Below are 20,002 nucleotides of genomic sequence, written 5' to 3' on the forward strand. Positions count from 1 at the left end.
ACCAATCGATGAGCGGGCACAGCAGAGTGTTCTGGCAACATGACTGACGGTGTCACCACGATGCAGCATCAGCATGGCGGTGAGCCGCCGGGCGTGGTTTTTGTCCTTTGTTTTATGGATAGTTTTCTGCATCAGGCGTCGTTCGGTTCTGGGTATTGGTGCTATGATCGACATTGCTCAGTCCGGCTGGTGATTTGGGATATTCAGCGATTGATCAGATCGCATAAACCGGACTGAGTTCCCTCTAAGTGATCTACTATTCCGAGCAGTTATTTAGACCAGGTAACCCAGTCGTATTTTTTAAATTCCATAACTACCTCGCGGTGATTGATTTGGTGTTGCGATACCCTGCAGCGTATTTCGCAACCTCTGGCAAACAAGCTGACCCACTCTCATGCTTACTACGCAGAGAAGGGGAGTTGATTGCGCGGGATACTGTCAGGCTGCATCCTGATAAATATGTTTAGGGAAGTTTGTCCAGGCGAACTCGCCATGAAGTTCTAGGGAAGCAATGTCATATGCATGTGCAGCGTCTTCTTTGTGAAGAAATAAACCGAGGTGTTTTATTTTGCTATTGCAGCAAATCTGAGCCTGCCACTTGCCTGCAGACTTCATAAAACTCACCCCTTTGTATCCGCTGCTATTGGATTTTCTAATCCCTTGGTTGTGCTGATTTTGATTGTGAGTGCACAGCCTGAGGTTGTTAATCCTGTTGTTTTGCTTGTCACCATCAATGTGGTCTATATGCGTCTCCGGTAGGCTACCATAGTGAAGTAGCCATGCTGCGCGGTGAGCTATAACAACTCCATACTTGTTAGCGCTGAACCGTAAATAGCCACGATGATCAGTGAACATGCGCCTTTCTTTTCCGTCTTTGGTAAAAAATTTCCCTGTTTCGGGCTCATAGATAATTAAGCCTGAATCAACCATGTCTGCATACTTCTTGCTGTAGTGCATTCTGAATACCTCTCGGTAAGGGATATTTAGAATGCTTTTCGCTTGTGAGCAGCATTGCCGTTCATCCTGAACCCGCCGCGCTCCCGACGCATGGTTTAATGTCGCGCCGTTCGACATGGGTTCATAATGTACTTAAAGTTCATTTATGTAAAGTACCTAAAGTACAAAATTAAGATAAAAAAAGTTCATAAGTAGTTATGCTTATGAACTTAAAGGTAAAATATTTTCTATCCGAAGCGTCTAAGGTCTATTGATTGTCTGATTAGTACTTTTGCCATGATGAAAAGCTGGTCTTCTTCGTCTTTTTCGATATGCCAACGGTCGTACGCGGCATTATCTGAGATCACTGAAATTTTGTCCTTGACCATTTGGAGTCTTTTTACGTGGAGTGACCTACCGAATACGAACACATAAATGCCATCTCCGTCGAATTGGTTAACCGAGATATCAACGAATATCTCATCGCCGGGATTTATGGTTCCTTCCATACTATCGCCATTGACAGTTATAACTTTCACCGTTTCTTGAGGTCTTCCATTGAACATGGATCTGGCTTGCTCATTGGTGTACTCAATGGCTCTTATCTTCTCAACAAACTCAGTACTCAGCATCGTTCCCGGCCCCGCACTAGCCTGAACGTCTAAAACATCGACCCTATAAACGTCCAGTTTTTTTTGGTAATGACCTGAGTCTATACCATCATCATCTGTATATCCATACAGGTGTTGTGAGCTAGTTCCAAGAAGCGCCGCTAATTGATCCATGACAGATTTTCTGGGTATCGCCTCATCGTTAAACCACTTGCTTACAGCCTTTGGAGTCAACTTCAACCTTAAGGCCAGTTCGGTCTGCCGACCCCTATCAGGTATTCCCGCCTTATCACAGGCCAGCGCTAGCCTATGCGAGAACTTTTCACGCTCTTTTTTAAGAACCATAGGTTCAAGCATATATTTAGTTGACTGTACTTTCAGTTCCGACATAATATGAACTCCAAGTTCAACCGCTGGAGAATTGCATGACCTTAATCACGTTAGCCGACGTCATTAAAAGTGTTCGTGTCTCTGTAGTGGCTGATATTTGCGGCCTAACTCCAAAGGCCGTTTACAAGTGGATCGAACGTGGTGCCTTGCCTCGTACGGAATTCACCGGCGAAACGGACTATGCAGGCAAGATTGCTAAAGCATCTGGCGGCAAGTATTCAGCAGCAGAGATTCGACGTATCAGTAAACAGCAAATTGCTGCGTAAATAATTTGTACTTTTAGTACCAAACGGCCTGGTATATGGTCGGGTGCCCGGCGTGGTCAATGGATGACTGTCAATGGTGCACAAAAAAACAAATCACATTAACCCAAGTGACTTGCTCACCGCAATGTCACGCAATCATTTACCTACAAGGAAATTATTAATCATGGAACAAGCAAGAAACAGCAAGTTGATCAACGAAGTAGAGACAGAGTTACGAAGTCGTCTGACGCACAAAGGTCAGCGCGTTCTGGCTGATGAGGCCGGATGGCATGAATCGAAAGTAAGCCGGTTAAACCTGCGCGATATGGCAACGGTTTTCGTGCTGCTTGAGAAGGTTTGGGAAACGAGCCTGATCGCAGAAGTTGCCCGGCAAGCGGTTGCAGCTGCGATGGGAAAAGAAAAAGCCTCAAGTTGCGCCAACAACTTTGAGGCCTGACGCGAAATGACTGGATCAATTCACAGGAGTAATTATGCCAAAGAAACACGTTGTGTACCAAGCGGATTTACACAAAAACATTACCCGATCCCGATATTTGCGCTCATGTAACCCGATTCTGGCTGAGAAGCTGAGAGAGATACTGGAAGAGCATAAGGTGAAGGAGAAGGGCAAATGAGTGTTGTACGTAACCTATCAGATTATCGCCCTTCTACGGAGGGTATGGAGCGTCGCGTGGCTCAACTGGAAGATGGATTCACCCGTCTTGCCAATGCGCTGTATGACGAGCTTATCGGTGCTGATTTAACGAAGAATCAGAGCAAGGTAGCACATGCCATCTGCCGTAAAACATATGGCTTTGGCAAGAAGATGGACCGCATTGCCGACAGCCAGCTTGCAGAGCTGACAAGACTTCCCCGCCAGAAAGTTAATAAGGCCAAGAATGAGCTTATCGAGATGAAAGTCATCATCCGCGAGGGTAACAAGATTGGCCCTAACAAAGAGGTTTCGGAGTGGCGTGTGACCGGGTGTCACTACTCTGGTGATAATGTCACTGCATTGGTGACAAATAATGTCACCAAAACGGTGACAGGGTTGTCACCAAAACAGAGTCACACAAAAGAAACTATTCAAAAGAAAAAAGAAACCCCTATATCCCCAGAGGGGAATTCATCGGTTTCTGAAGAAAAACCAAAGCGCCAGACAGTCAGCAAATACCAATTCGACCGTGACCGCCTGAAAGACACATGGAACCGCAAAGCTGAAACATTCGGCCTGCCGAAAATCCTCAGCATCAGCGCAACGACCGAGAAGGGCATCAAGCGCCTGTACGACTCCCACCTGAAGCACTGCAAAGAGACCGGTCGCCCAAGCCAGCAAATTGATACCTTCGTGAATGGCTATATCGAGTTTGGCTACCAGCCTTCCGATTGGGCCTGCGGTGCTAATCCTGGCGGAAAGCGTTACGGCATCGACACGGCGCTGACCCAAAAGAAAATCGACGAAATCATCAGCCAGGAGGCCTGAAATGGACAGTTTAGATTTCGAGCAGCAGCTGGTTGGTTCGATGATGGTCAAGGGCGATCACATCGACTGCCGCGATATCGCTGCAAAGCTCCCCGCCGAGGCTTTCGCCAATCATCACTTGCGCCAGATTTACGCGGTCATCTGCCGGTTCATCGATAAGTGCGAACCGATTGACCCTTTCACCGTGGGCGCAGCGGTACCGGAAGAAACGCGCGATCACGTCATGACCGTTGGTTTCAAATGCAAGACCGCGGCAAATATCAAGGCGTGGGCCAAGCTGGTTCGTCAGTGCTGGATGCTCCGCAAGGGAGCTGCAGAGCTGACAAAAGCGGCTGAGATGCTCGCTAACGCCAATACGCAGAACATCAACGAGAGCATTGCCGAAGCGACCGGCATCATCTCAAGACTCCAGTTTGAAACTACCGACCGTCTCCCGCGCCGCATTGGCGACATGCTGCCGGATTACATGCAGGTGCTTGAAAAGCGAATGGAAGGCCATGAGTCCGGCCTCTACCTCAAGACCGGTATCGAGGCGATGGATGAAGCTTATGGCGGATTCGACCGCACCGACCTGATTGTTATCGCTGGACGCCCTGGCATGGGCAAGACAGAGCTGGCAATAAACATCGGTAACTCAATCGGCCGGCAGAAGGGCAAAGGCCTGATGATTTCGATGGAGATGTCTGACATGCAGGTCGTTGAGCGCTTCGTCGCAGACCGCGGCGGCATCTCTCTCGGCTCGCTGCGCAACCCACTGGACATGATTGACGAGCAGTATACGCGCCTCACTAACGCCTCTTCGCAGCTTCAAAACGAAGATAACTACGTTCTGGATGAAACCCTCAGCGTTGACGAAATTATCACCCACGCCGAGCGCATGAACATGGATGGGGGCCTGAGCTTCGTGTCTATCGATTACCTCGGCCTTATGAAGAAGCCCAAAGCAGAGCGTAACGACCTGGCAATTGCCGAAATCACCCGCAAGCTGAAGCAGTTCTGTCTGCGCAACAAAGTGCCAGTCATCCTCCTGTCGCAGCTTAACCGCGGTGTCGAAGCCCGGGCTGATAGGCGGCCAACGATGTCAGACCTACGCGAGTCTGGTGCTATTGAGCAGGATGCTGATGTGATTATCTTCCCATACCGGGATGAGGTTTATCACGAAAACAGCGATATGAAGGGCATCGCAGAAATCATCGTCGGAAAATACCGCTCCGGACAGCCTCAGACGTTCTATATGGGCTGGAAGAATGGTCACTTCGTCAACATCGACCAGAGTCACGCTGCGCAGCAGTATTCCGACAATAAAAACAAAGAGCAGCCAGCCAATGACTGGCGCTACGGAGGCACCCAATGAACAAGCTAACCGCTGAAATCGCACGCCGAGAATTGGAAAAACTTAAAGTTTGGGAGGATGACTGTGTATTAACTCTGAAGGAAGAGCTGTACATGCAAGCCCTTGAGATTGCACTCCCCATACTGGAGCAGCAGGAGCGGGGTGAGGGGGAGTGGATAGAGTGGGGTGGCGGAGAGCAACCATTAAAGCATATGGATTTTTGCGAAGTTAGATTCAGGAATGACGAGCAGGGAACTGGTATGGCTCACTTTTGGGTGTGGAATCATAGCGGTGAGGATGATGACATCATAGCCTACAGGCTGATGGACTCGCGCCAGCAGCCGGTTAAACCGAAGAGAGGGGGAGGGTTTTAGGATGAGTGAATGGATTAAGTGCAGTGAAAAATATCCCGGCCCGCAAGAATGGGTTCTGGTGTATGCAAAATGGGCAAATCAGCAAGTCATTTGCTGGGACAATATCTCAGAAAAATGGACTGATTTTGACGAACAAACTTATCACAAGGAGATGTTCAGCCACTGGCAACCGCTGCCACCACCACCGGAGGACTCATGCACCAACTAACCGCCAGTGAAGCAAGCGACGATGAGATGGAGCGGCAGTCATTCCACCTGTGGGCCATAAATCAGTGTGAATACGACATGAGCTTCAACGATGAAACCAAACGCACTTACCGAAGCATGAAAACACGGAAAGCGCTCAAGGTATGGCAGGCAGCATTGAAAAGCAAGCAGGGGGAAGTATGACAGAGCATGGACTGAAAATTTTACCTGAGCATTACGAACCGGTGGAATCTGGCATCAAGCGGGCGGAACTGCGCAAGAATGAACGCGACTATAAGCAAGGAGACACTTTAAATCTTTGCGAATGGGATGGAAATAACTTCACTGGTCGATTCGCTATAAGGATGATTTCACATGTAGCAGACGTTTCCGCTTATCTGCCTGGATATGTATTGCTAAGCCTTGAAGATGCGGGGCCGGCTCACGATGATTTGATGTGGTGAGGTAATTATGAACAACGTCATCCCACTCCGGCCTGACCCACTCCGCAAGGCCTTCGAAGTAATAGACACACTCAAAGACACCAAGCTTTCACCGGGCCAAGAGCGCATCGCCGATGAGGCTTTGACGTGGCTTCAGAAAGCTATCGAAGAGAGATATCGAAATGGAGACACAACGTTACCTGCTTCGTAACAGTAGCATCCGACAGAACTGCATCAGCGCCATTCAGCAACTACCAGCCAATCCCGATAAGCCAGTCGAAATCGTCATCCAGGAACGCAAGCGAAGCCCAGACCAAAACCGCCGCATGTGGCCGCTTTTGCATGACCTCTCTGCACAGGTTACCTGGTACGGACAGAAATACACGCCAGACGACTGGAAAGACCTCATCACTGCCCTCGTAGCAAAAACCAAAAACGAACAGCAGCGCACCGCACCAGGAATCGGCGGCGGCGTGGTCATGTTCGGCTCGAGGACAAGCAAAATGCGGGTAAGCGAAATGGTAGAGGTCATTGAGGCAATTTACTGGTTTGGCACAGAGCAAAACGTGAAATTCAGCGACGAGGCCCGATTAGAAATCGAATGGGCTCAGAGGTTTGGAAAGAGCAAATGACACCCTTCACCGACATATCAGCAGCAATCGAAGAAGCAGACTGGATGTCTGCAAGAAGAAATATCCGGTACAGCGTCTATCAGCGCTTTGGCGGCGTTATGGAAGTATCCCGCACCCACCCTGACCGTAACGCCATGTACACAACTACAATCGACGAGGATAGAGCCATGCGAAACACATGGACGACTGAAAATCTCGACATCCTGATTAGAGACTATGCCACCACGGCAACTGACCTTCTGGCATCGCTGTTTGATAAGCCACGCCAGCAGGTTACAAACAAGGCGCGTGAACTGGGCCTTAAGAAACCCCCTGAATATCTTGAATCAGTCAGGGCCGTAACCGGCGGTATGAGGTGCAGAGATGCGAATCACACCCTTCGTGCATGACGCATGCGACGCGTCCACCGCTGACGAACTCCTCTCCCGATACAAACTCCGAAACATCCAGGCAACCAAATCGCTCGCATTCGACCCGCGGCTATGGATTGTCACTGCGATGTTGCCAACCTATCGGGAAAGGCCAATACCAACCAGGCAGTATAAAAACCCAATGTGGAGCAGGTTATGACATCAAAGGCTGATTACACCTTTCTGGACATGCTAATTCAGGAGAGTGTCGCATCAGGAAATAATACTTTCGCAAAAATCGATACTGGAGAGGTGAATAAGCAAGCCAAATTACTTGAGCAGCAAATAAAAAGTGAGGCTTTCCGCATTATCGACCGCCGGTTACAAGCTCTTCGCAAAAAGGGGTTGATCAAATACTCCACGGTTGAGAAATGGACAATCAATTATGAATGACCGCTGCTGTCGATGTCACACCACCCTCACCTCAGAGGATAAATACCATTACGGCGCTAACTGCAACCAGTGTGAATGCGATATCGAATGGGAGAATCATGAGCGACACAACCCAATCAAGTCAGCCTACTGGCGATGGCGGGCAATCTGTTATTGCCTGCGTTGGCTGTGGAATAAGCCTCAAACCATTCGAGGTATATGCCTGCACCGATTGCCTCAACTTCTGGCTGATGTCAGATCCAAACGGGCTAATGGGAGAAGATGATGAAATCACCTAGGATTCTTGTTTTGGGAATGCTTCCAGTACTAATGGAGCGATCTCTTTCTCATGTCGCAGAGTTGGTTTTATTATCAAGGGAGATAGCTCGAAATAGTCTGATTGAAGATGCGCCAGCTTCAGCCATAAATTGTAAATCCGTCGAAAGCTGGCAAGAAAAGCCAAAAAGAAATGGGGGGTTCGCTGCCGCAAGAAGAGCTGCAAAGAAAAAAAGGAGGCGTCATGGCTAAAGGCTTAAAACAGCCGAAGCTGAGAAAATGCAAAATCTGTCCTGAAAAATTTATCCCCCGCAACAGCCTCCAGACCGTCTGTTCTCCCAAATGTGCCATCCAACTCGCAAACCAGATATCCGAGCGCAAGCAAGAGCGCCTGGAGAAAGAGCAGCGCGCTGCATGGAACAAACGCAAAGCCGATGTAAAGCCGTTAAGCCACTGGATAGCTATGACCCAGCGGGCGTTTAACGATTACATCAGGGCGAGAGATGGTGATGTCTGTATAAGCTGCGGGAGCACAACGGCGGTCAGTTACCACGCCGGGCATTTTCGGACGACTGCAGCGGCTTCGCAGTTACGTTTCAACGAGGATAATGTTCACTCACAGTGCGCATCCTGTAATACCCACCACTCCGGCAATATCGGACCCTACCGCATCAACCTCATAGCAAAAATCGGCATTCAGCGCGTCGAGGCGCTCGAATCAGATAACAACCCTCACCGATACACCCGTGATGAACTGTACGCGATTAGAGCGCATTACAGGGCTTTGACGCGGGCATTGGTTAAACAGAGAGAGGCAGCCTAGTTATGAATCAAATTATCCTAAATCAGCCTTTAAGAAAATTATCGCTAAATAGCAGCCTCAGTCAGAGATGTTTCAAATGCAAAGGCGAAAAACTATTGCCTGATTACTCATGCATTCAATGGGGATCGCCAACACTCACTGGCAATGTTGCGAAGAAAGTATGCGATCGCTGCGGCGGAATTGGGGTTGAGGCTAAACCATGACTGAATACCTCAAAGCCAAATGGCGTCGGCTACTTTACCAGTTTCGGCCAATTTACCCAGTAATCCAGCCAGCACACATCCAGAGTTGGGATGCGATGCCCCGAAAAAACCGCAGGAGTAAGTCATGAAAGCAATCAGCTTTGATAGCGGCATTGAGCAGGTCAAAGTCGCACTCAACAATCAGCCAACACTTTCCATCCGTGAGATTCAACGCATCTTCCTTTGTTCACTTCCAACCGTCCGTAAAGCGATCAAGGCCATGATTGACCTTGGCGTCATTTACGAAATCAACGGCTATCAGGGCAAGCGCTACGTGAAGGAATCACCCAGCGAGCGCCAGCTTTTGAAGATGGAGCGAATCCGCGAGCGTGATTTAGCGCGGCGAGAAGCCCGACGCAATGCCAGAACAATGGTTTTCCTGTGCAAGGGAAAAACCACAGAAGGTAATCGCATCTTCCAGGAGTGCAAAACGAACAGCCCCATACAGCGCATGGATGACCTTCTGCGCGCCACCGGTAAGTTTTACTGACCAAGAGGTGTCTATGAACATTCAGCGATGGGTAGAGCGTTTTGAAGGCCTTATGGAAGAAATGGAGATGGATGGCGTGGACCCGGTCAACGTGGTCATGAACATGTGCCGCTGTTACGTGGAAGACTGCGCGGAAGACTCGAAGGGCGACAACAACGCCGTCATCTGGTCATTTGAAGACGGGCAAGACCTGGTCATAGCGCTGACACCTTCTGAAGAGTGTTCCGGCACGATGAATAAACAACTGCATTGATATTTGAGAGGGAATGAGCGTGAAAAATTACAGCGAGATGAGTGATTTTGAGATTAACGGCATGGTCGCGGCTGCGACACAGAAATTTGGTGATTACACACAAGCCAGAGGACTGACGTTCATTCACGAATATGGTGAGCCGACAGGTGAGTTTGGTTCCATGTGTCTTGGCTGGAAAGAGTTCAACCCATGTGGTTCATGGGCTGATGCGGGCCATATCATTGAAGAGAATGATATTTCTTTGCGGAAGCTTTATGGATCAGGATGGAGAGCTATCAAAGAATGGGGAGATTCACACGAACATGATAGCGAAAGCCCATTGCGCGCTGCCATGATTGTTTTCCTGATGATTCATGAGGCCAAGGATGAATGACCTCAGGCAATACTGGCAATTACTCCGACTCAGCAGCAAAGCATTAAACATTCCATTCAGCACCGATTACACCCTTCTGAAAAACAAATCCAGATTAACCAGAGGCAACCATGAAGAACGAACAGTTCACGCAGCTGACAACCTGTGCGCGCAAATCGGAAGTGAAGAAGCGTTACCTCGGCAAAGTGCAGATCATAACCCCATTGCAACGCGCCTGGGTTCGGTGCCTGCTTGATGTATGGGGCGAGAAGTACGGCGGTTCAGAAGGGCCAGATACGCAGAAATGCAGCGTCATTGGTCGCCTGATGGTCCGCAAAGAGTGGAATGACCGCGAATCAGAGCGGATAATTCAGACAGTCGAAAACCTTCACAAGCAGGGCTACAGCGGGAACGAGTTGTTCCTGAAAGCAAAGCAGATACTCAGTCCGGGTAATTCAGTCAGCAATCTTCTCGACCGCGCCAACGACAAAGAAGATGCTGATTTGGTTGAATCCGTCATGTGTAAGCTGTTTGCGCCAAACAATCCCATCCGCGCTGTAGCTATTAAATACTACTGCGATCGCAAGAGCTCGCAAGATATTGCCAGAGAGTTGTCTAAACTTACCGGTGTGGAGTTCGAATACTGCCGGTGGCGTATCAGATGGTGCCGGGAACTGCTTGAGGCTGCGGTTTATCACGCAGTGAAGAAAGAAATTGGTGCTAAAAGTCACGATATTGCTGCTTAGTTGTTTCTATCGTGCAAATAAATTTGCAAAACACGCCGAGTACCTGGTATAAATCTGTTATGCTCGGGACAGAAGTAGTTGAGCAACACAATTAACACAGTACCTTTTCCTGCTTAGAAAGGCTGCAACGTAAACGCCCTCCAGAGTGAACCGCCTGGCAGGGCGTTTTTATTTATGTGTCTTTTCGCGATGGTAGACCATGGCGAGAGGGCATGAGCATTAAAGCTTAAAATAAGTACCCTGCAGGCGCGGGCTTATAATCCGCCGTTAGCTCCACGAAACGGAGCCCATAACAGATAGGTTGCCTGACGTGGGATCGCTTGGCGATGAACTCGTGTTGTGAAACAGGCGGCCTATCGTTGTGGTGAGTGCGGAGGCTGATCCGCAATGGTTAGAGGGTGCTGTTGACTCCAGTGTATCTCCAATGTCTGATACGGTTCGCGGCCGTAAATCCTCCCGAGGCACAAAGCAGACAAAGCCGGAATCAGTCCCGGCCATCACACATAATTTGCTCTGGGCGGACCCGCCATGCTGTTAATCGCACTTGCGTCAGAGTAATCTTAAAAATGTGATTTATTGCAAAAACGCATTTGGCAATATTCAGTAAATTTACTACTGCCCCTTCAAGAGCTAAGCCATTGCGAGTGCCGGAGATAAGCGCCGGGTGGGGCATCAAACAAAAAAGGGTCGCTTTCGCGGCCCTTTCTCGTATTTGACTCTCAGACTAAAGAATGACGATCACCTTGCCTGCATAGCTTAACGAAGCGTCAACGGTCTTTGAGTCAAACCTATCGTGTCGTAAAAATATGTCGTGAAAATGGGCGATGGTTGAATGGTGGAACATTCAGCCAACATTTTGCTCATGGATTCAATCACGAACAAAACCGAGGCCCATCCAGTCTGATCAGACGGGTTTAAAGTAAGTCGGATTTGTTCAATAAGCAACGGCAATATTCTTAATTTTTGAACAAGTCCCTCAAAAGTGAGGGTCGCTTTATCGCGGCCTGGCTTGGTCTGTTTGACCTTGTTGGTCAGGTGCTTGTACACACGCAGCCACCTATGTGGTGGAGACTAAGCAATGGCAAACGGGATTGATTTCGTACCGGCGTTGCTACTGGCGATAATCATGACTCTCGTAGGTTCGGTGGCGAAGTATGCTAACAGGGCTGAGACGGACAAGATCCGATTAGTCAACCATGTTCTGATTTCGCTTTTCGCAGGCGCTATGATGTTTTTATATGGACTGCATGAAGAATGGTCGATGTATTTACTCGGCATCGGATGCGGTTTGGCTGGATGGCAGGGGGCGGCGATCATAAAGCGCATACATCCTCCCGGTTTCAGCCAGGAAGATAATGGTGACAACGATGGCACAAACTGACATCAGATTAGGGCGTCTGGTAATTAACGTGATGCCCGTCTTTTTCATGATACTTACCGCTGTAATGTGCACCCAATTCCAGAAGACCACCGACAGCAATGATTCGGCGGTGGAGCTGGCAATGAAGGTGCAGAAAGAAAATTCAGACCTGTCACGGCGTATTGCGGCCACTGAGCTGCGCGCGCGTGATGCAGAGAAAAGGGCGCTGACCGATACTACGCCTGATAAGGGGGTGAATGTGATCATCATTAACCCCGGTTCAAAGCAACCCAGTTCACTCCCGTCAAAGTCCTACGCTGACCTGAACTACCCACTTTAAGGATTCTCTATGAGCCAAATCGCTCAAATGCTCCGTGCTGATGAGGGGTTTAGCCCTGCGCCATACATCGACACGGAAGGTTATCCGACTATTGGAACTGGCCTCCGGATAGGCCCAAAAGGCGCAAAGTTGGCGAATTACACATTCAGCATCAGCCCTGGCATCTCAGATGCCTGGATGCAGGAAATCGCGAACGGATACCGACAGAAGTTGGCAGCAAATCCCAAAATTGCGCAGGCATGGCAAGCCTGCGATGAAGTTAGAAAAGACGTTCTTCTCAATATGGCTTATCAAATGGGCTCCACGGGGTTGACTGGCTTTACAACCACACTGTCCCTGATAGCTAAAAAGCAGTTCCAGCAGGCCGCCACTCAAATGCTTAACAGCCTGTGGGCGCGGCAAACTCCACTCCGTGCAGCGAGACTCGCCAACGTTATGACTATCGGTGACTATCGCGCATACAGCCAATGGTTCAAAGTATGAAACTCATCGATAACCTGCCTCAACTATGGAAAATGTGGTCAGTTCGCATCCTTGCGATTCTGGCTCTGGTTGCGTCGGTATGGGACCAAATCCCTGACAACGTGAAAGCCATGATCCCCGCGCAATACCTCGGTTATATCGTGGCGTTTGTGTCAGTGTGCGGCATCATTGCGCGCGCGATTAAGCAGTTTGAAAATAACGACACGCCGAAATGAACATCACATCAGCATTCTCACCTGGCTGGAAAGGCGCAGGAATAGCATTGCTGATTGGTGCTTTGCTGGGCGCTGCCGCGTCATGGTGGATTGCTGATAAAGCGCACACTGCCGAGATGGCGACACTGAACAACAAAACCACCTCAATGCTTAAGCAGGCAAGCGATGAAGCAAGCCTTCAAAGGGACAGGAATGCTCAACTGGAGCATGACTTCGCCAGCCTGATCGCAGCCAAAGAAGCACAGCATACGCAGGAGTTAAACGATGCCCTCGCTCAAAACAAAACTTTGCGTGATGCTGTTACCAGTGGTAATCGCGAGTTGCGCCTCGCAAAAGCCGACTTTGCCACCTGCAACGTGTCAAAAGGTGCAATTGCCAGCGCCGCCAGCATGGGCGATGGAACCGAAGTCAGATTCAGTCAGGATTTTGGACGAAACATTTACGACATCCGCGCCGGTGCAATAACTGACCAGAAGAAGCTTGATGTGCTGCAAAGCTATATAAGGGCTGAGCAGGATGCCGGATTAATTGCCAAATAACGCCATTACAAAGCTCACCCTCCAGTGGGCTTGATAATGCTGTTGCAGCCAGCAGGTTTCGAGCGCCGGTGAGAGCCATGCGAACCAAATAAAGACCCTGAATCTCACCATCCTTCCCAAAGCGCACCCCACGCGCTGAAAATCGACGAGAGCCTTACAGAAAGTGAGCCTGAGAAATGCCGTTAAAGTCGGCGGACTCTCTCGGGCGGCATTTCTGTGGGACAGGCTCATTTTCTGAAAGGTAAACGCAATGCAATTAGTTATCTCAGAAGTAACTGTTAAGCAGGATAAAGATGGTCGTCATTGCCTGAACGATTTGCAAAGAGCGGCGGTTAATGCAGAGGGTGAGTCTCGATCTGCAAGGTCGATGGAAGTACATGAATTCATGCGCCGCCCCGAGACTAAGGCGCTGATTGAGTTGCTGGAGAAAGAAACTACGGGAAAAGCACGTAGTTTGCCGGTGCTGACGATACAAGGTCGAAATGGTGGCACATATGTTTGCAAAGAGTTGGTTTATGCCTACGCGATGTGGATTAGCCCAAAATTCAATCTTCACGTTATCCGCACGTTTGATGCGGTTGCCGCAAAGGAGAAAATACGCGTTTCATACCGCGATACTGCGCGCCTTGAATATAAGCCTATGACCGATGCTATCAAGTGTGAGCGTGAAGCGCAGGGCAAGCAGATATCTCCGCATCACTTTAGCAATGAAGCCGACCTTATCAACCGCATTGCATTGGGCATGACCGCAGCCAAGTTCAAGGTTCACCATGAGATCGGCAAAAAAGAGAACATGCGTGACTACCTTACCGTCGAGCAAATTCACTGTGTGACCGAGTTGCAGCGTGCCAATACCGTCTTCATATCAATGGGCTGGGACTTTGAGCAGCGTAAAGAAGCCCTTAAAGGCATCTTTGATCGTAAGCATCGCCTGCCATTAATCGAAGAACAACAGCGACTGGTGGCCTGATATGAATGGAACATTCAGTCTGCAAAAAGCCAAAGATGTAGAAGCCCGGTTAAGAACTGCTGAAGAAGCTATCTCGTCAGGACTCATCGGTGAGGGCATCTACTGGGTACAGATGGCGATAAACATCATTGAGAAAGAGCGCGGCATCCAACAGACGGACTTTAGAAAAAATGGCTGACGAAGAATTTAATCTGGATTTCATCGGCGATTTAGACGCAGCCGAAAAACGAGCAAAAGAAACGGCAGAACGCCAGCCTGATATCGATGAAGGTGAAGCCGACTGCGAAGGCTGTAAAATCTGACCGAGAACCCACGATGACCAAATATATCCTGGCCGCCTTTATGGTGGCCTTTTCTTTTTGTGCCTCAGCAAAATCCACCTGTCCGGGTAAGTTCCTGAACGACAACCCACCGGCGGTGAAATACGACCAGGAAATCTGCTTCACTGATTACGCCGTTCTGTACAGCTATCAACTGAAAGACCCGGTGTTATCCGCTGAATACCTGACCGCCGACGAAGTTAAAACAGCGGGCCAGATGAAGCGCAAAGACAGCTTCCACGCTGAGCCAAAGGTTCCGGCGCAGTATCAGTCGAAGCCATCTGATTACCACAACAGCGGCTATGACCAGGGCCATATGGCGTGTAACGGCGATGCTCCAGACGTTAATGCGCAGTTCGATACATTCAGCCTTGCCAACATGACCCCGCAGCTTCCCGATCTGAACCGAAAAGCGTGGCGCTTGCTTGAAGAATCGGTGCGAAAGCAGGTGCTTGCAGAGGGTAGTGCTTACATCATCACCGGCATGATACCCGGCACCAAAACCATCGGTCACGGCGTCAACGTACCATCCTTCATCTGGAAGGCGGTCAAAGCCAAATCAGGTGAAGCGGTATACCTCGGTGACAACACTACCGGCAAGGTGACCAAACTGACCAGCCAGCAATTCGAACAGGCCTATCACATCAATCCATTTGGTGATTAATCATGCAGACCACACAGTTGCAAGTCATGATCGTGCCGCCTTCTACAGAAGTAATGCAGAGCATTGCTGATGCTTACCTGGCGAAGCTGTCGGGAACAGCGCTTAGTGAGCATGACCTGGAGCACGTCAAGTACAGTATCATTGGCGATATCATGGACAAGTTTCAGATTGTCGCCACGCCAGTAAGCTGATAGCCCGTTCAACGATTGACATACTCTACCCCAGCCGCAGGTGGGCAAACAGCGGCAGTCATTATGCAGACGACCTCAGCGGTTTTATCTTTTCCCGCAAAATCCAGTTTGCAGTGATGAAGGACTGATGGAAAGACATCGCATTTATTAAGTATTGCAGAGCATTTCACTATGAAGCGCTCGACAATGCAGAATTAAGTCAGGATGTGCTCGGCGCGCGTATAAAATTAAATGCTGAAAGAGGTGAGAATGACAACGATAGCATGGGATGGAAGTACTCTGGCTTCGGATAGTCAGTCCACCTCTAACGACGTAATCTGCACGCTCAATGAGCAGAAGATTTTCACCCCAACAGAAAAACAATGGTCAGTGAATGGCGAGGTTGTGCTGGCTGTAGGAACTGCCGGGGACTGCGGCATCGAGCTTCAGCTTTTCGAGATGATGGAGGCTGGCCTGACGCACAAGAGTCAGTTTACTCCTGAGCCAAGCTTCACTGCGCTAGCGGTAACCGGCAAAGGCCGAATGTGGATCATCTCCAAAAACACAGGGGATGCTCATGCATCAATAAGCCTGCAACTGGACGGGTACGCCACTGGCTCCGGCGGCATGATAGCTCGTGCAGCAATGCACTGTGGAAAGGATGCAATCGGAGCCGTAGAGGTCGCGACACAGTTAGACGTTTTCAGTGGTGGCAAGATTCAGTCCTTCACAGCTAAAGAGCCGATGATGAGGCGTGAAATCCCGCTATCTTGCTGTTAAAAGTGAATAAATATTGAAAACGCGCCGAGAAAGTGTCAAAATATGTACAAAATAGAGGTCGTGTCCGTAAAGGATGCGGCCTTTGTCGTTTCTGGAGCTAAATAACCATGACCCGTGAGCAAGCCCTCCATTTAGCAGCGCGCCTTAAACTGGAACACAGCCTCTCATCATTCGAAATTGGTCAGGCTGCCGCCCGGTTGAGTATCCACCTTAAGGCAGGTAGCAGCGATGAGAAATGTGACGGTAGCGTTCTTATCGTGCCGAATGGTCATGATCGCAAAGTGACGGACAGCATGAGAGAAAATGGCATCGACAAAGACTGCTATGCGCTTGGGCGGCATGACGGCATTAAAGACTGCATTCACTATCTCACGCAGCAGGGTCACAAAGTCGAGCAATACAACCCCGACATTCACGGGTGAGCCATGAAGCGCCTCAAAGAGATGGTAATAGCGACAATCGTTGCTGTTTCGGTGCTTGGTTCCCTGATCATGTTCGCAGAGTGGTTCAAATAGTCATCCCCAGGCGCATTCAATCCAGTGCGCCTCAGAATGGTTAATCAACCTCAGAGGTAGCTATGGCAACAACCAGCATTACTGCTACCGCAGACTGGCAACAGATTACAGACGGAACCATGGATAAGGTGATTCAGTCGATTGGCGGTGAGATCCGCCTGTGTGACTCACCAACCAAGCCAGATGGCAAAATGGCAAGCCACCGAGTAAACGGATGGGCCACGATTTCCGCGCCAACCGTTGCATGGATTAGGGCTGCTCACAGCGCCCCTGTAATGGTCATCATATCGTGAGGTAAGCATGGCAATCCTGCCCATCAACGGATTTCAGAAAATCCAGAGCGCTGGGCTAAAGGTTGGAAGCATCACCTCACTGCCATACGGTAGCCAGCCCACGGTCGAAATTACCGGCACGCCACCTAATCAACTACTGAATGTTGGTATTCCGGCAGGTAAACCCGGTGACAACGGATCATCGCCTTTACTGACTATAGGCAAGGTAACCACGCTTTCAGCAGGCAGTCAGGCGACAGCAAGCATCTCCGGCACTGCGCCAGCGTTTACTCTGGATATCGGGATACCTGCTGGTCCCTCCGGGAGCAATGCCACAACCACCGCTACGGCAACCACATCTGCAAATGGTCTGATGTCCTCCGCTGACAAAACTAAACTGGATACTATCAATGCTCCGGTGTTTAACGTCATTGCTTCAGGTGGTCGCCCGGTAGGAACCGCATTCACTGTCGATGCTAACCGAAACGCTAGGGTGAGTTACACCATCAGTTACACACTTACCGCCACGCTTACGGTAGGGCAGACGCTTCAGATCGTCGCTACTGTGGATGGCAAAGAAGTCGCCCGCATGGCAGACGGAATTCTGTTAGGTCTGGCGGGTAATCTGCAAAAGACAAAATCATTCAGCTTCGATGTGCCTGCGGGTAAATCGGTGCTGCTCACTAAAACCGGAACATCCAGCATTATCGCCACAGTGATAAGTGGTCAGGAAGTTCTTTATTAGCAGGAAACAGAATGGCAAAGCTCACTGACAAACAAGAGCTGTTTGCCCGTGAGTTTATAGTTGACCTCAACGCAACACAGGCAGCTATCAGGGCGGGATACAGTGCTAAAACCGCCCAGGAACAATCAAGCCGATTGTTATCAAATGTCATGGTGCAACAGCGCATTGGGGAGCTTAAGACGGTCAGGAATGAGCAGGTTGGCGTAGATGCTGCGTATGTGCTGCGTCGCCTTACCGAAATCGATCAAATGGACGTGCTCGACATCCTGACCGATGTAGGTGATTTGAAGCCGGTAAAAGACTGGCCCAAGGTATGGCGCACATCATTATCCGGACTAGACGTCATGGCAATGGCTGGCGAAGGAGATAACGCAGGACTGCTGAAGAAAATCAAATGGCCTGACAAGGTGAAGAACCTTGAGCTTCTCGGTAAGCATGTAGATGTTCAGGCATTCAAAGAACAAACGAAGGTGGAGCACGGCTTCGAAGAGGAAGTCTCTGACCTGATGAAAGCATTATCAGCAGGAGCATCGCATGTCTCTTCAATCCGAAATCCTGGAGATGCTGAGTGATAAGCTCCGTCGTCTGAATACGCTTTACTGGATCACCGACAAAAACGGCAAATCAGTACGCTTTCAGATGACGCGTGAGCAGCTTGAGTATTTCGAAGGCATGCATACCCGCAATATCATCCTGAAGGCCCGTCAGTTAGGTTTCACCACTGAGGTTTGCATCATCCAGCTTGATGCGGCCATATTTGAGTCGGCCCGATGCGCGCTTATCGCCCATACACTGAACGACGCCAAGCGCCTGTTTCGTGAAAAGGTGAAATATGCCTACGATCGGCTGCCTGACTTCCTTAAGCGCTGCAATCCGGCAAGCAACGACTCTGCCAGTGAGCTTGTATTCCAGAATGGCGGATCGCTTTACATCAGCACCTCGTTCCGTGGTGGCACGCTTCGCTATCTGCATGTCTCTGAGTTCGGGAAGATATGTGCAAAGCATCCTGAGAAAGCACGTGAAATTGTCACCGGTGCTTTTGAGGCGGTATCGACGGATTGCTTCACCACGATAGAGAGCACGGCAGAGGGTCGGGCAGGTTACTTCTTTGAGTATTGCCAGGCTGCTGAAAAAGCTCAGTTGCAGGGCAAGAAACTTTCGCAGCTCGACTGGAAGTTCTTTTTCTTCTCATGGTGGAAGAATCCCCAGTACGCAATTGACCCGGTAGAGCCGCTTCCTCAGCGCCTGATTGACTACTTCAACGACATTGAGCAGAAGCTAGGCATCAGCATTAACGAGCGCCAGCGCGCATGGTACTACGCCAAAGAGAAAACTCTTGGCGATGACATGAAGCGCGAATACCCGTCCACGCCGGAAGAAGCATTCCAGCAGTCGGTCGAAGGCGCTTACTACGCGAAGCAGTTCCACTGGCTGTATGCAAATGGCCGTATTGGTCAGATCCCCGCTAACCCACACCTCCCGGTTCACACGTTCTGGGATATTGGCGTGGGTGATTCGACGGCGATCTGGTTCGTGCGTGAGGTCGGCAATGACTTCCACATTATCGACCATTACGAAAACAGCGGCGAAGGCTTGCGTCATTATATGAAGGTGCTGAAGGACCGCGGCTACACATACGGTGAGCACTGGGGCCCGCACGATATTGAAAACCGTGAATTTGGCTCTGATGCGAAATCACGTAAAGAGCTTGCCCGTGATGGCTATGAAATTGACGGTCAGCGATACAGCATCAAATTCAACGTCGTTCCGCGTGAATCAGTAGATACCGGCATAGAAGCCGTGCGCGAGATTTTACCTTTCTGCGTATTTGATGAGGCGAAGTGCGAGCAGGGCATTAACGCTCTGGAGGGATACCGCAAGGAGTGGGATGACAAGCGCGGCTGCTGGAAAGACAAACCTCTGCATGACTGGACATCACACAGCTCTGATGGGTTCCGCTATTTCGCCGTCGTCAAAAACAACAGGCGCACATTCAAAACGAAAACGCGTCATTTTTCTGCATAACTGGAAT

At 49.7% G+C, this 20,002-nt stretch carries 37 protein-coding genes and 1 pseudogene; 33 read left to right on the forward strand and 5 right to left on the reverse strand.

All coding sequences use genetic code 11. The features are described 5' to 3' along the window. From F7Q90_RS08410 to F7Q90_RS08425, 4 genes and pseudogenes are all read right to left on the reverse strand, one after another. Positions 1-174, reverse strand: a pseudogene (locus F7Q90_RS08410) (IS630 family transposase); the annotation flags it as partial. Positions 175-313: 139 nt separating this feature from the next. After that, entirely contained in the window at positions 314-442 is a 129-nt protein-coding gene (locus F7Q90_RS28115) for a transcriptional antitermination N peptide (protein ID WP_455906682.1), read from the reverse strand. Next, positions 439-957 (reverse strand): HNH endonuclease, encoded by a 519-nt coding sequence (locus F7Q90_RS08420; RefSeq protein WP_170283803.1) that lies wholly within the window; start codon positions 955-957, stop codon positions 439-441. The genes F7Q90_RS28115 and F7Q90_RS08420 overlap by 4 nt, the downstream gene beginning before the upstream one ends. Before the next feature lie 227 nt (positions 958-1,184). After that, positions 1,185-1,892 (reverse strand): XRE family transcriptional regulator, encoded by a 708-nt coding sequence (locus tag F7Q90_RS08425; RefSeq protein ID WP_151160849.1) that lies wholly within the window; start codon positions 1,890-1,892, stop codon positions 1,185-1,187. Positions 1,893-1,972: 80 nt separating this feature from the next. Between F7Q90_RS08425 and F7Q90_RS08430 the strand changes: the two genes are divergently transcribed. The 17 genes from F7Q90_RS08430 (at position 1,973) to F7Q90_RS08515 (ending at position 10,597) form a co-directional block, all read left to right on the forward strand. Next, positions 1,973-2,203, forward strand: a complete 231-nt coding sequence (locus F7Q90_RS08430) for a helix-turn-helix domain-containing protein (RefSeq protein ID WP_151160789.1) — start codon at positions 1,973-1,975, stop codon at positions 2,201-2,203. Between the two features lie 73 nt (positions 2,204-2,276). Beyond that, the gene (locus F7Q90_RS08435; RefSeq protein ID WP_249042810.1) at positions 2,277-2,639 is read left to right on the forward strand and encodes a CII family transcriptional regulator; all 363 of its coding nucleotides are present in this window, start codon (positions 2,277-2,279) and stop codon (positions 2,637-2,639) included. A gap of 174 nt (positions 2,640-2,813) precedes the next feature. After that, complete coding sequence (locus F7Q90_RS08440) at positions 2,814-3,665, forward strand: replication protein (protein ID WP_151160790.1); 852 nt, start codon at positions 2,814-2,816, stop codon at positions 3,663-3,665. 1 nt (position 3,666) lies between these two features. Further along, a complete protein-coding gene (locus tag F7Q90_RS08445; RefSeq protein ID WP_151160791.1) occupies positions 3,667-5,019 on the forward strand; it encodes a replicative DNA helicase in 1,353 nt (450 codons plus the stop codon). Beyond that, on the forward strand, positions 5,016-5,372 hold the full coding sequence (locus F7Q90_RS08450; RefSeq protein WP_151160792.1) for a hypothetical protein: 357 nt from the start codon (positions 5,016-5,018) through the stop codon (positions 5,370-5,372). Before F7Q90_RS08445 ends, F7Q90_RS08450 begins: the two co-directional genes overlap by 4 nt. 1 nt (position 5,373) lies before the next feature. Continuing rightward, on the forward strand, positions 5,374-5,580 hold the full coding sequence (locus F7Q90_RS08455; RefSeq protein WP_151160793.1) for a DUF551 domain-containing protein: 207 nt from the start codon (positions 5,374-5,376) through the stop codon (positions 5,578-5,580). Next, on the forward strand, positions 5,568-5,762 hold the full coding sequence (locus F7Q90_RS08460) for a hypothetical protein (RefSeq protein WP_151160794.1): 195 nt from the start codon (positions 5,568-5,570) through the stop codon (positions 5,760-5,762). Before F7Q90_RS08455 ends, F7Q90_RS08460 begins: the two co-directional genes overlap by 13 nt. Further along, a complete protein-coding gene (locus F7Q90_RS08465) occupies positions 5,723-6,022 on the forward strand; it encodes a DUF3850 domain-containing protein (RefSeq protein ID WP_249042811.1) in 300 nt (99 codons plus the stop codon). Before F7Q90_RS08460 ends, F7Q90_RS08465 begins: the two co-directional genes overlap by 40 nt. Positions 6,023-6,183: 161 nt before the next feature. After that, complete coding sequence (locus F7Q90_RS08470) at positions 6,184-6,633, forward strand: recombination protein NinB (RefSeq protein ID WP_151160795.1); 450 nt, start codon at positions 6,184-6,186, stop codon at positions 6,631-6,633. Beyond that, positions 6,630-7,022, forward strand: a complete 393-nt coding sequence (locus F7Q90_RS08475) for a hypothetical protein (protein ID WP_151160796.1) — start codon at positions 6,630-6,632, stop codon at positions 7,020-7,022. Before F7Q90_RS08470 ends, F7Q90_RS08475 begins: the two co-directional genes overlap by 4 nt. Positions 7,023-7,199: 177 nt before the next feature. Continuing rightward, a complete protein-coding gene (locus F7Q90_RS08485; protein ID WP_151160798.1) occupies positions 7,200-7,436 on the forward strand; it encodes a hypothetical protein in 237 nt (78 codons plus the stop codon). 98 nt (positions 7,437-7,534) lie between these two features. Then, positions 7,535-7,714 carry a protein NinF gene (locus F7Q90_RS26610; RefSeq protein WP_170283805.1) on the forward strand — a complete coding sequence of 60 codons (180 nt, stop codon included), beginning with the start codon at positions 7,535-7,537 and terminating at the stop codon, positions 7,712-7,714. Positions 7,715-7,935: 221 nt separating this feature from the next. Further along, positions 7,936-8,514 carry a recombination protein NinG gene (locus F7Q90_RS08495; RefSeq protein WP_151160800.1) on the forward strand — a complete coding sequence of 193 codons (579 nt, stop codon included), beginning with the start codon at positions 7,936-7,938 and terminating at the stop codon, positions 8,512-8,514. 327 nt (positions 8,515-8,841) lie between these two features. Continuing rightward, the gene (locus F7Q90_RS08500) at positions 8,842-9,246 is read left to right on the forward strand and encodes a GntR family transcriptional regulator (RefSeq protein WP_151160801.1); all 405 of its coding nucleotides are present in this window, start codon (positions 8,842-8,844) and stop codon (positions 9,244-9,246) included. Between the two features lie 13 nt (positions 9,247-9,259). After that, on the forward strand, positions 9,260-9,499 hold the full coding sequence (locus F7Q90_RS08505; protein ID WP_151160802.1) for a hypothetical protein: 240 nt from the start codon (positions 9,260-9,262) through the stop codon (positions 9,497-9,499). Positions 9,500-9,518: 19 nt separating this feature from the next. Then, on the forward strand, positions 9,519-9,872 hold the full coding sequence (locus tag F7Q90_RS08510) for a phage protein NinX family protein (RefSeq protein ID WP_170283806.1): 354 nt from the start codon (positions 9,519-9,521) through the stop codon (positions 9,870-9,872). 110 nt (positions 9,873-9,982) lie between these two features. After that, positions 9,983-10,597, forward strand: coding sequence for a hypothetical protein (locus tag F7Q90_RS08515; RefSeq protein WP_151160804.1), 615 nt, complete (start codon positions 9,983-9,985; stop codon positions 10,595-10,597). A gap of 756 nt (positions 10,598-11,353) precedes the next feature. Here the strand turns inward: F7Q90_RS08515 and F7Q90_RS08520 are convergent. Next, complete coding sequence (locus F7Q90_RS08520; protein ID WP_151160805.1) at positions 11,354-11,644, reverse strand: hypothetical protein; 291 nt, start codon at positions 11,642-11,644, stop codon at positions 11,354-11,356. Positions 11,645-11,675: 31 nt separating this feature from the next. Between F7Q90_RS08520 and F7Q90_RS08525 the strand changes: the two genes are divergently transcribed. The 16 genes from F7Q90_RS08525 (at position 11,676) to F7Q90_RS08590 (ending at position 19,995) form a co-directional block, all read left to right on the forward strand. Further along, positions 11,676-11,978 (forward strand): hypothetical protein, encoded by a 303-nt coding sequence (locus tag F7Q90_RS08525; RefSeq protein WP_151160806.1) that lies wholly within the window; start codon positions 11,676-11,678, stop codon positions 11,976-11,978. After that, positions 11,965-12,297 carry a hypothetical protein gene (locus F7Q90_RS08530; RefSeq protein ID WP_151160807.1) on the forward strand — a complete coding sequence of 111 codons (333 nt, stop codon included), beginning with the start codon at positions 11,965-11,967 and terminating at the stop codon, positions 12,295-12,297. Before F7Q90_RS08525 ends, F7Q90_RS08530 begins: the two co-directional genes overlap by 14 nt. Positions 12,298-12,306: 9 nt before the next feature. Further along, positions 12,307-12,780 carry a glycoside hydrolase family protein gene (locus tag F7Q90_RS08535; protein WP_151160808.1) on the forward strand — a complete coding sequence of 158 codons (474 nt, stop codon included), beginning with the start codon at positions 12,307-12,309 and terminating at the stop codon, positions 12,778-12,780. Then, positions 12,777-12,995 carry a DUF7940 domain-containing protein gene (locus F7Q90_RS08540; protein WP_151160809.1) on the forward strand — a complete coding sequence of 73 codons (219 nt, stop codon included), beginning with the start codon at positions 12,777-12,779 and terminating at the stop codon, positions 12,993-12,995. Before F7Q90_RS08535 ends, F7Q90_RS08540 begins: the two co-directional genes overlap by 4 nt. Positions 12,996-13,042: 47 nt before the next feature. Beyond that, the gene (locus tag F7Q90_RS08545) at positions 13,043-13,534 is read left to right on the forward strand and encodes a lysis system i-spanin subunit Rz (RefSeq protein WP_170283807.1); all 492 of its coding nucleotides are present in this window, start codon (positions 13,043-13,045) and stop codon (positions 13,532-13,534) included. A 250-nt stretch (positions 13,535-13,784) separates the two neighbouring features. Then, positions 13,785-14,504 carry a KilA-N domain-containing protein gene (locus F7Q90_RS08550; RefSeq protein ID WP_151160811.1) on the forward strand — a complete coding sequence of 240 codons (720 nt, stop codon included), beginning with the start codon at positions 13,785-13,787 and terminating at the stop codon, positions 14,502-14,504. A 1-nt stretch (position 14,505) separates the two neighbouring features. Next, positions 14,506-14,682, forward strand: coding sequence for a hypothetical protein (locus F7Q90_RS26615; protein WP_170283808.1), 177 nt, complete (start codon positions 14,506-14,508; stop codon positions 14,680-14,682). Further along, the gene (locus tag F7Q90_RS27615; protein WP_282958443.1) at positions 14,675-14,806 is read left to right on the forward strand and encodes a hypothetical protein; all 132 of its coding nucleotides are present in this window, start codon (positions 14,675-14,677) and stop codon (positions 14,804-14,806) included. The genes F7Q90_RS26615 and F7Q90_RS27615 overlap by 8 nt, the downstream gene beginning before the upstream one ends. A 13-nt stretch (positions 14,807-14,819) precedes the next feature. Continuing rightward, the gene (locus tag F7Q90_RS08555) at positions 14,820-15,488 is read left to right on the forward strand and encodes a DNA/RNA non-specific endonuclease (RefSeq protein WP_151160812.1); all 669 of its coding nucleotides are present in this window, start codon (positions 14,820-14,822) and stop codon (positions 15,486-15,488) included. A gap of 2 nt (positions 15,489-15,490) precedes the next feature. Continuing rightward, positions 15,491-15,679 carry a hypothetical protein gene (locus tag F7Q90_RS08560; RefSeq protein ID WP_151160813.1) on the forward strand — a complete coding sequence of 63 codons (189 nt, stop codon included), beginning with the start codon at positions 15,491-15,493 and terminating at the stop codon, positions 15,677-15,679. 249 nt (positions 15,680-15,928) lie between these two features. Continuing rightward, complete coding sequence (locus tag F7Q90_RS08565) at positions 15,929-16,438, forward strand: hypothetical protein (protein ID WP_151160814.1); 510 nt, start codon at positions 15,929-15,931, stop codon at positions 16,436-16,438. Between the two features lie 107 nt (positions 16,439-16,545). Beyond that, positions 16,546-16,860 (forward strand): hypothetical protein, encoded by a 315-nt coding sequence (locus F7Q90_RS08570; RefSeq protein WP_151160815.1) that lies wholly within the window; start codon positions 16,546-16,548, stop codon positions 16,858-16,860. Between the two features lie 155 nt (positions 16,861-17,015). Then, positions 17,016-17,246: a hypothetical protein gene (locus tag F7Q90_RS08575; RefSeq protein WP_151160816.1), complete on the forward strand. Its 231-nt coding sequence runs from the start codon at positions 17,016-17,018 to the stop codon at positions 17,244-17,246. A 7-nt stretch (positions 17,247-17,253) separates the two neighbouring features. Continuing rightward, entirely contained in the window at positions 17,254-17,970 is a 717-nt protein-coding gene (locus F7Q90_RS26855; protein WP_211369699.1) for a hypothetical protein, read from the forward strand. 11 nt (positions 17,971-17,981) lie between these two features. Continuing rightward, a complete protein-coding gene (locus F7Q90_RS08585) occupies positions 17,982-18,542 on the forward strand; it encodes a terminase small subunit (RefSeq protein WP_151160817.1) in 561 nt (186 codons plus the stop codon). After that, entirely contained in the window at positions 18,505-19,995 is a 1,491-nt protein-coding gene (locus F7Q90_RS08590; RefSeq protein WP_151160818.1) for a terminase, read from the forward strand. The genes F7Q90_RS08585 and F7Q90_RS08590 overlap by 38 nt, the downstream gene beginning before the upstream one ends. Positions 19,996-20,002: the final 7 nt, after the last annotated feature.

Source organism: Pantoea stewartii subsp. stewartii, from assembly GCF_008801695.1.
In the GTDB taxonomy this organism is placed as follows: Bacteria; Pseudomonadota; Gammaproteobacteria; order Enterobacterales; family Enterobacteriaceae; genus Pantoea; species Pantoea stewartii.

What these genes read in the sequence shown, in the direction of transcription:
- F7Q90_RS27615 (WP_282958443.1), top strand. Translation starts at nt 14,675, where the DNA reads ATGGCTGACGAAGAATTTAATCTGGATTTCATCGGCGATTTAGACGCA.
- F7Q90_RS08425 (WP_151160849.1), bottom strand. Translation starts at nt 1,892, where the DNA reads ATGGTTCTTAAAAAAGAGCGTGAAAAGTTCTCGCATAGGCTAGCGCTG.
- F7Q90_RS08555 (WP_151160812.1), top strand. Translation starts at nt 14,820, where the DNA reads ATGACCAAATATATCCTGGCCGCCTTTATGGTGGCCTTTTCTTTTTGT.
- F7Q90_RS08475 (WP_151160796.1), top strand. Translation starts at nt 6,630, where the DNA reads ATGACACCCTTCACCGACATATCAGCAGCAATCGAAGAAGCAGACTGG.
- F7Q90_RS08550 (WP_151160811.1), top strand. Translation starts at nt 13,785, where the DNA reads ATGCAATTAGTTATCTCAGAAGTAACTGTTAAGCAGGATAAAGATGGT.
- F7Q90_RS08485 (WP_151160798.1), top strand. Translation starts at nt 7,200, where the DNA reads ATGACATCAAAGGCTGATTACACCTTTCTGGACATGCTAATTCAGGAG.
- F7Q90_RS08440 (WP_151160790.1), top strand. Translation starts at nt 2,814, where the DNA reads ATGAGTGTTGTACGTAACCTATCAGATTATCGCCCTTCTACGGAGGGT.
- F7Q90_RS08515 (WP_151160804.1), top strand. Translation starts at nt 9,983, where the DNA reads ATGAAGAACGAACAGTTCACGCAGCTGACAACCTGTGCGCGCAAATCG.
- F7Q90_RS08585 (WP_151160817.1), top strand. Translation starts at nt 17,982, where the DNA reads ATGGCAAAGCTCACTGACAAACAAGAGCTGTTTGCCCGTGAGTTTATA.
- F7Q90_RS08420 (WP_170283803.1), bottom strand. Translation starts at nt 957, where the DNA reads ATGCACTACAGCAAGAAGTATGCAGACATGGTTGATTCAGGCTTAATT.
- F7Q90_RS26855 (WP_211369699.1), top strand. Translation starts at nt 17,254, where the DNA reads ATGGCAATCCTGCCCATCAACGGATTTCAGAAAATCCAGAGCGCTGGG.
- F7Q90_RS26615 (WP_170283808.1), top strand. Translation starts at nt 14,506, where the DNA reads ATGAATGGAACATTCAGTCTGCAAAAAGCCAAAGATGTAGAAGCCCGG.
- F7Q90_RS26610 (WP_170283805.1), top strand. Translation starts at nt 7,535, where the DNA reads ATGAGCGACACAACCCAATCAAGTCAGCCTACTGGCGATGGCGGGCAA.
- F7Q90_RS08540 (WP_151160809.1), top strand. Translation starts at nt 12,777, where the DNA reads ATGAAACTCATCGATAACCTGCCTCAACTATGGAAAATGTGGTCAGTT.
- F7Q90_RS08470 (WP_151160795.1), top strand. Translation starts at nt 6,184, where the DNA reads ATGGAGACACAACGTTACCTGCTTCGTAACAGTAGCATCCGACAGAAC.
- F7Q90_RS08530 (WP_151160807.1), top strand. Translation starts at nt 11,965, where the DNA reads ATGGCACAAACTGACATCAGATTAGGGCGTCTGGTAATTAACGTGATG.
- F7Q90_RS08455 (WP_151160793.1), top strand. Translation starts at nt 5,374, where the DNA reads ATGAGTGAATGGATTAAGTGCAGTGAAAAATATCCCGGCCCGCAAGAA.
- F7Q90_RS08430 (WP_151160789.1), top strand. Translation starts at nt 1,973, where the DNA reads ATGACCTTAATCACGTTAGCCGACGTCATTAAAAGTGTTCGTGTCTCT.
- F7Q90_RS08535 (WP_151160808.1), top strand. Translation starts at nt 12,307, where the DNA reads ATGAGCCAAATCGCTCAAATGCTCCGTGCTGATGAGGGGTTTAGCCCT.
- F7Q90_RS08575 (WP_151160816.1), top strand. Translation starts at nt 17,016, where the DNA reads ATGGCAACAACCAGCATTACTGCTACCGCAGACTGGCAACAGATTACA.
- F7Q90_RS08450 (WP_151160792.1), top strand. Translation starts at nt 5,016, where the DNA reads ATGAACAAGCTAACCGCTGAAATCGCACGCCGAGAATTGGAAAAACTT.
- F7Q90_RS08500 (WP_151160801.1), top strand. Translation starts at nt 8,842, where the DNA reads ATGAAAGCAATCAGCTTTGATAGCGGCATTGAGCAGGTCAAAGTCGCA.
- F7Q90_RS08525 (WP_151160806.1), top strand. Translation starts at nt 11,676, where the DNA reads ATGGCAAACGGGATTGATTTCGTACCGGCGTTGCTACTGGCGATAATC.
- F7Q90_RS08445 (WP_151160791.1), top strand. Translation starts at nt 3,667, where the DNA reads ATGGACAGTTTAGATTTCGAGCAGCAGCTGGTTGGTTCGATGATGGTC.
- F7Q90_RS08590 (WP_151160818.1), top strand. Translation starts at nt 18,505, where the DNA reads ATGTCTCTTCAATCCGAAATCCTGGAGATGCTGAGTGATAAGCTCCGT.
- F7Q90_RS08570 (WP_151160815.1), top strand. Translation starts at nt 16,546, where the DNA reads ATGACCCGTGAGCAAGCCCTCCATTTAGCAGCGCGCCTTAAACTGGAA.
- F7Q90_RS08565 (WP_151160814.1), top strand. Translation starts at nt 15,929, where the DNA reads ATGACAACGATAGCATGGGATGGAAGTACTCTGGCTTCGGATAGTCAG.
- F7Q90_RS08560 (WP_151160813.1), top strand. Translation starts at nt 15,491, where the DNA reads ATGCAGACCACACAGTTGCAAGTCATGATCGTGCCGCCTTCTACAGAA.
- F7Q90_RS08465 (WP_249042811.1), top strand. Translation starts at nt 5,723, where the DNA reads ATGGCAGGCAGCATTGAAAAGCAAGCAGGGGGAAGTATGACAGAGCAT.
- F7Q90_RS08495 (WP_151160800.1), top strand. Translation starts at nt 7,936, where the DNA reads ATGGCTAAAGGCTTAAAACAGCCGAAGCTGAGAAAATGCAAAATCTGT.
- F7Q90_RS08435 (WP_249042810.1), top strand. Translation starts at nt 2,277, where the DNA reads ATGGTGCACAAAAAAACAAATCACATTAACCCAAGTGACTTGCTCACC.
- F7Q90_RS08460 (WP_151160794.1), top strand. Translation starts at nt 5,568, where the DNA reads ATGCACCAACTAACCGCCAGTGAAGCAAGCGACGATGAGATGGAGCGG.
- F7Q90_RS08505 (WP_151160802.1), top strand. Translation starts at nt 9,260, where the DNA reads ATGAACATTCAGCGATGGGTAGAGCGTTTTGAAGGCCTTATGGAAGAA.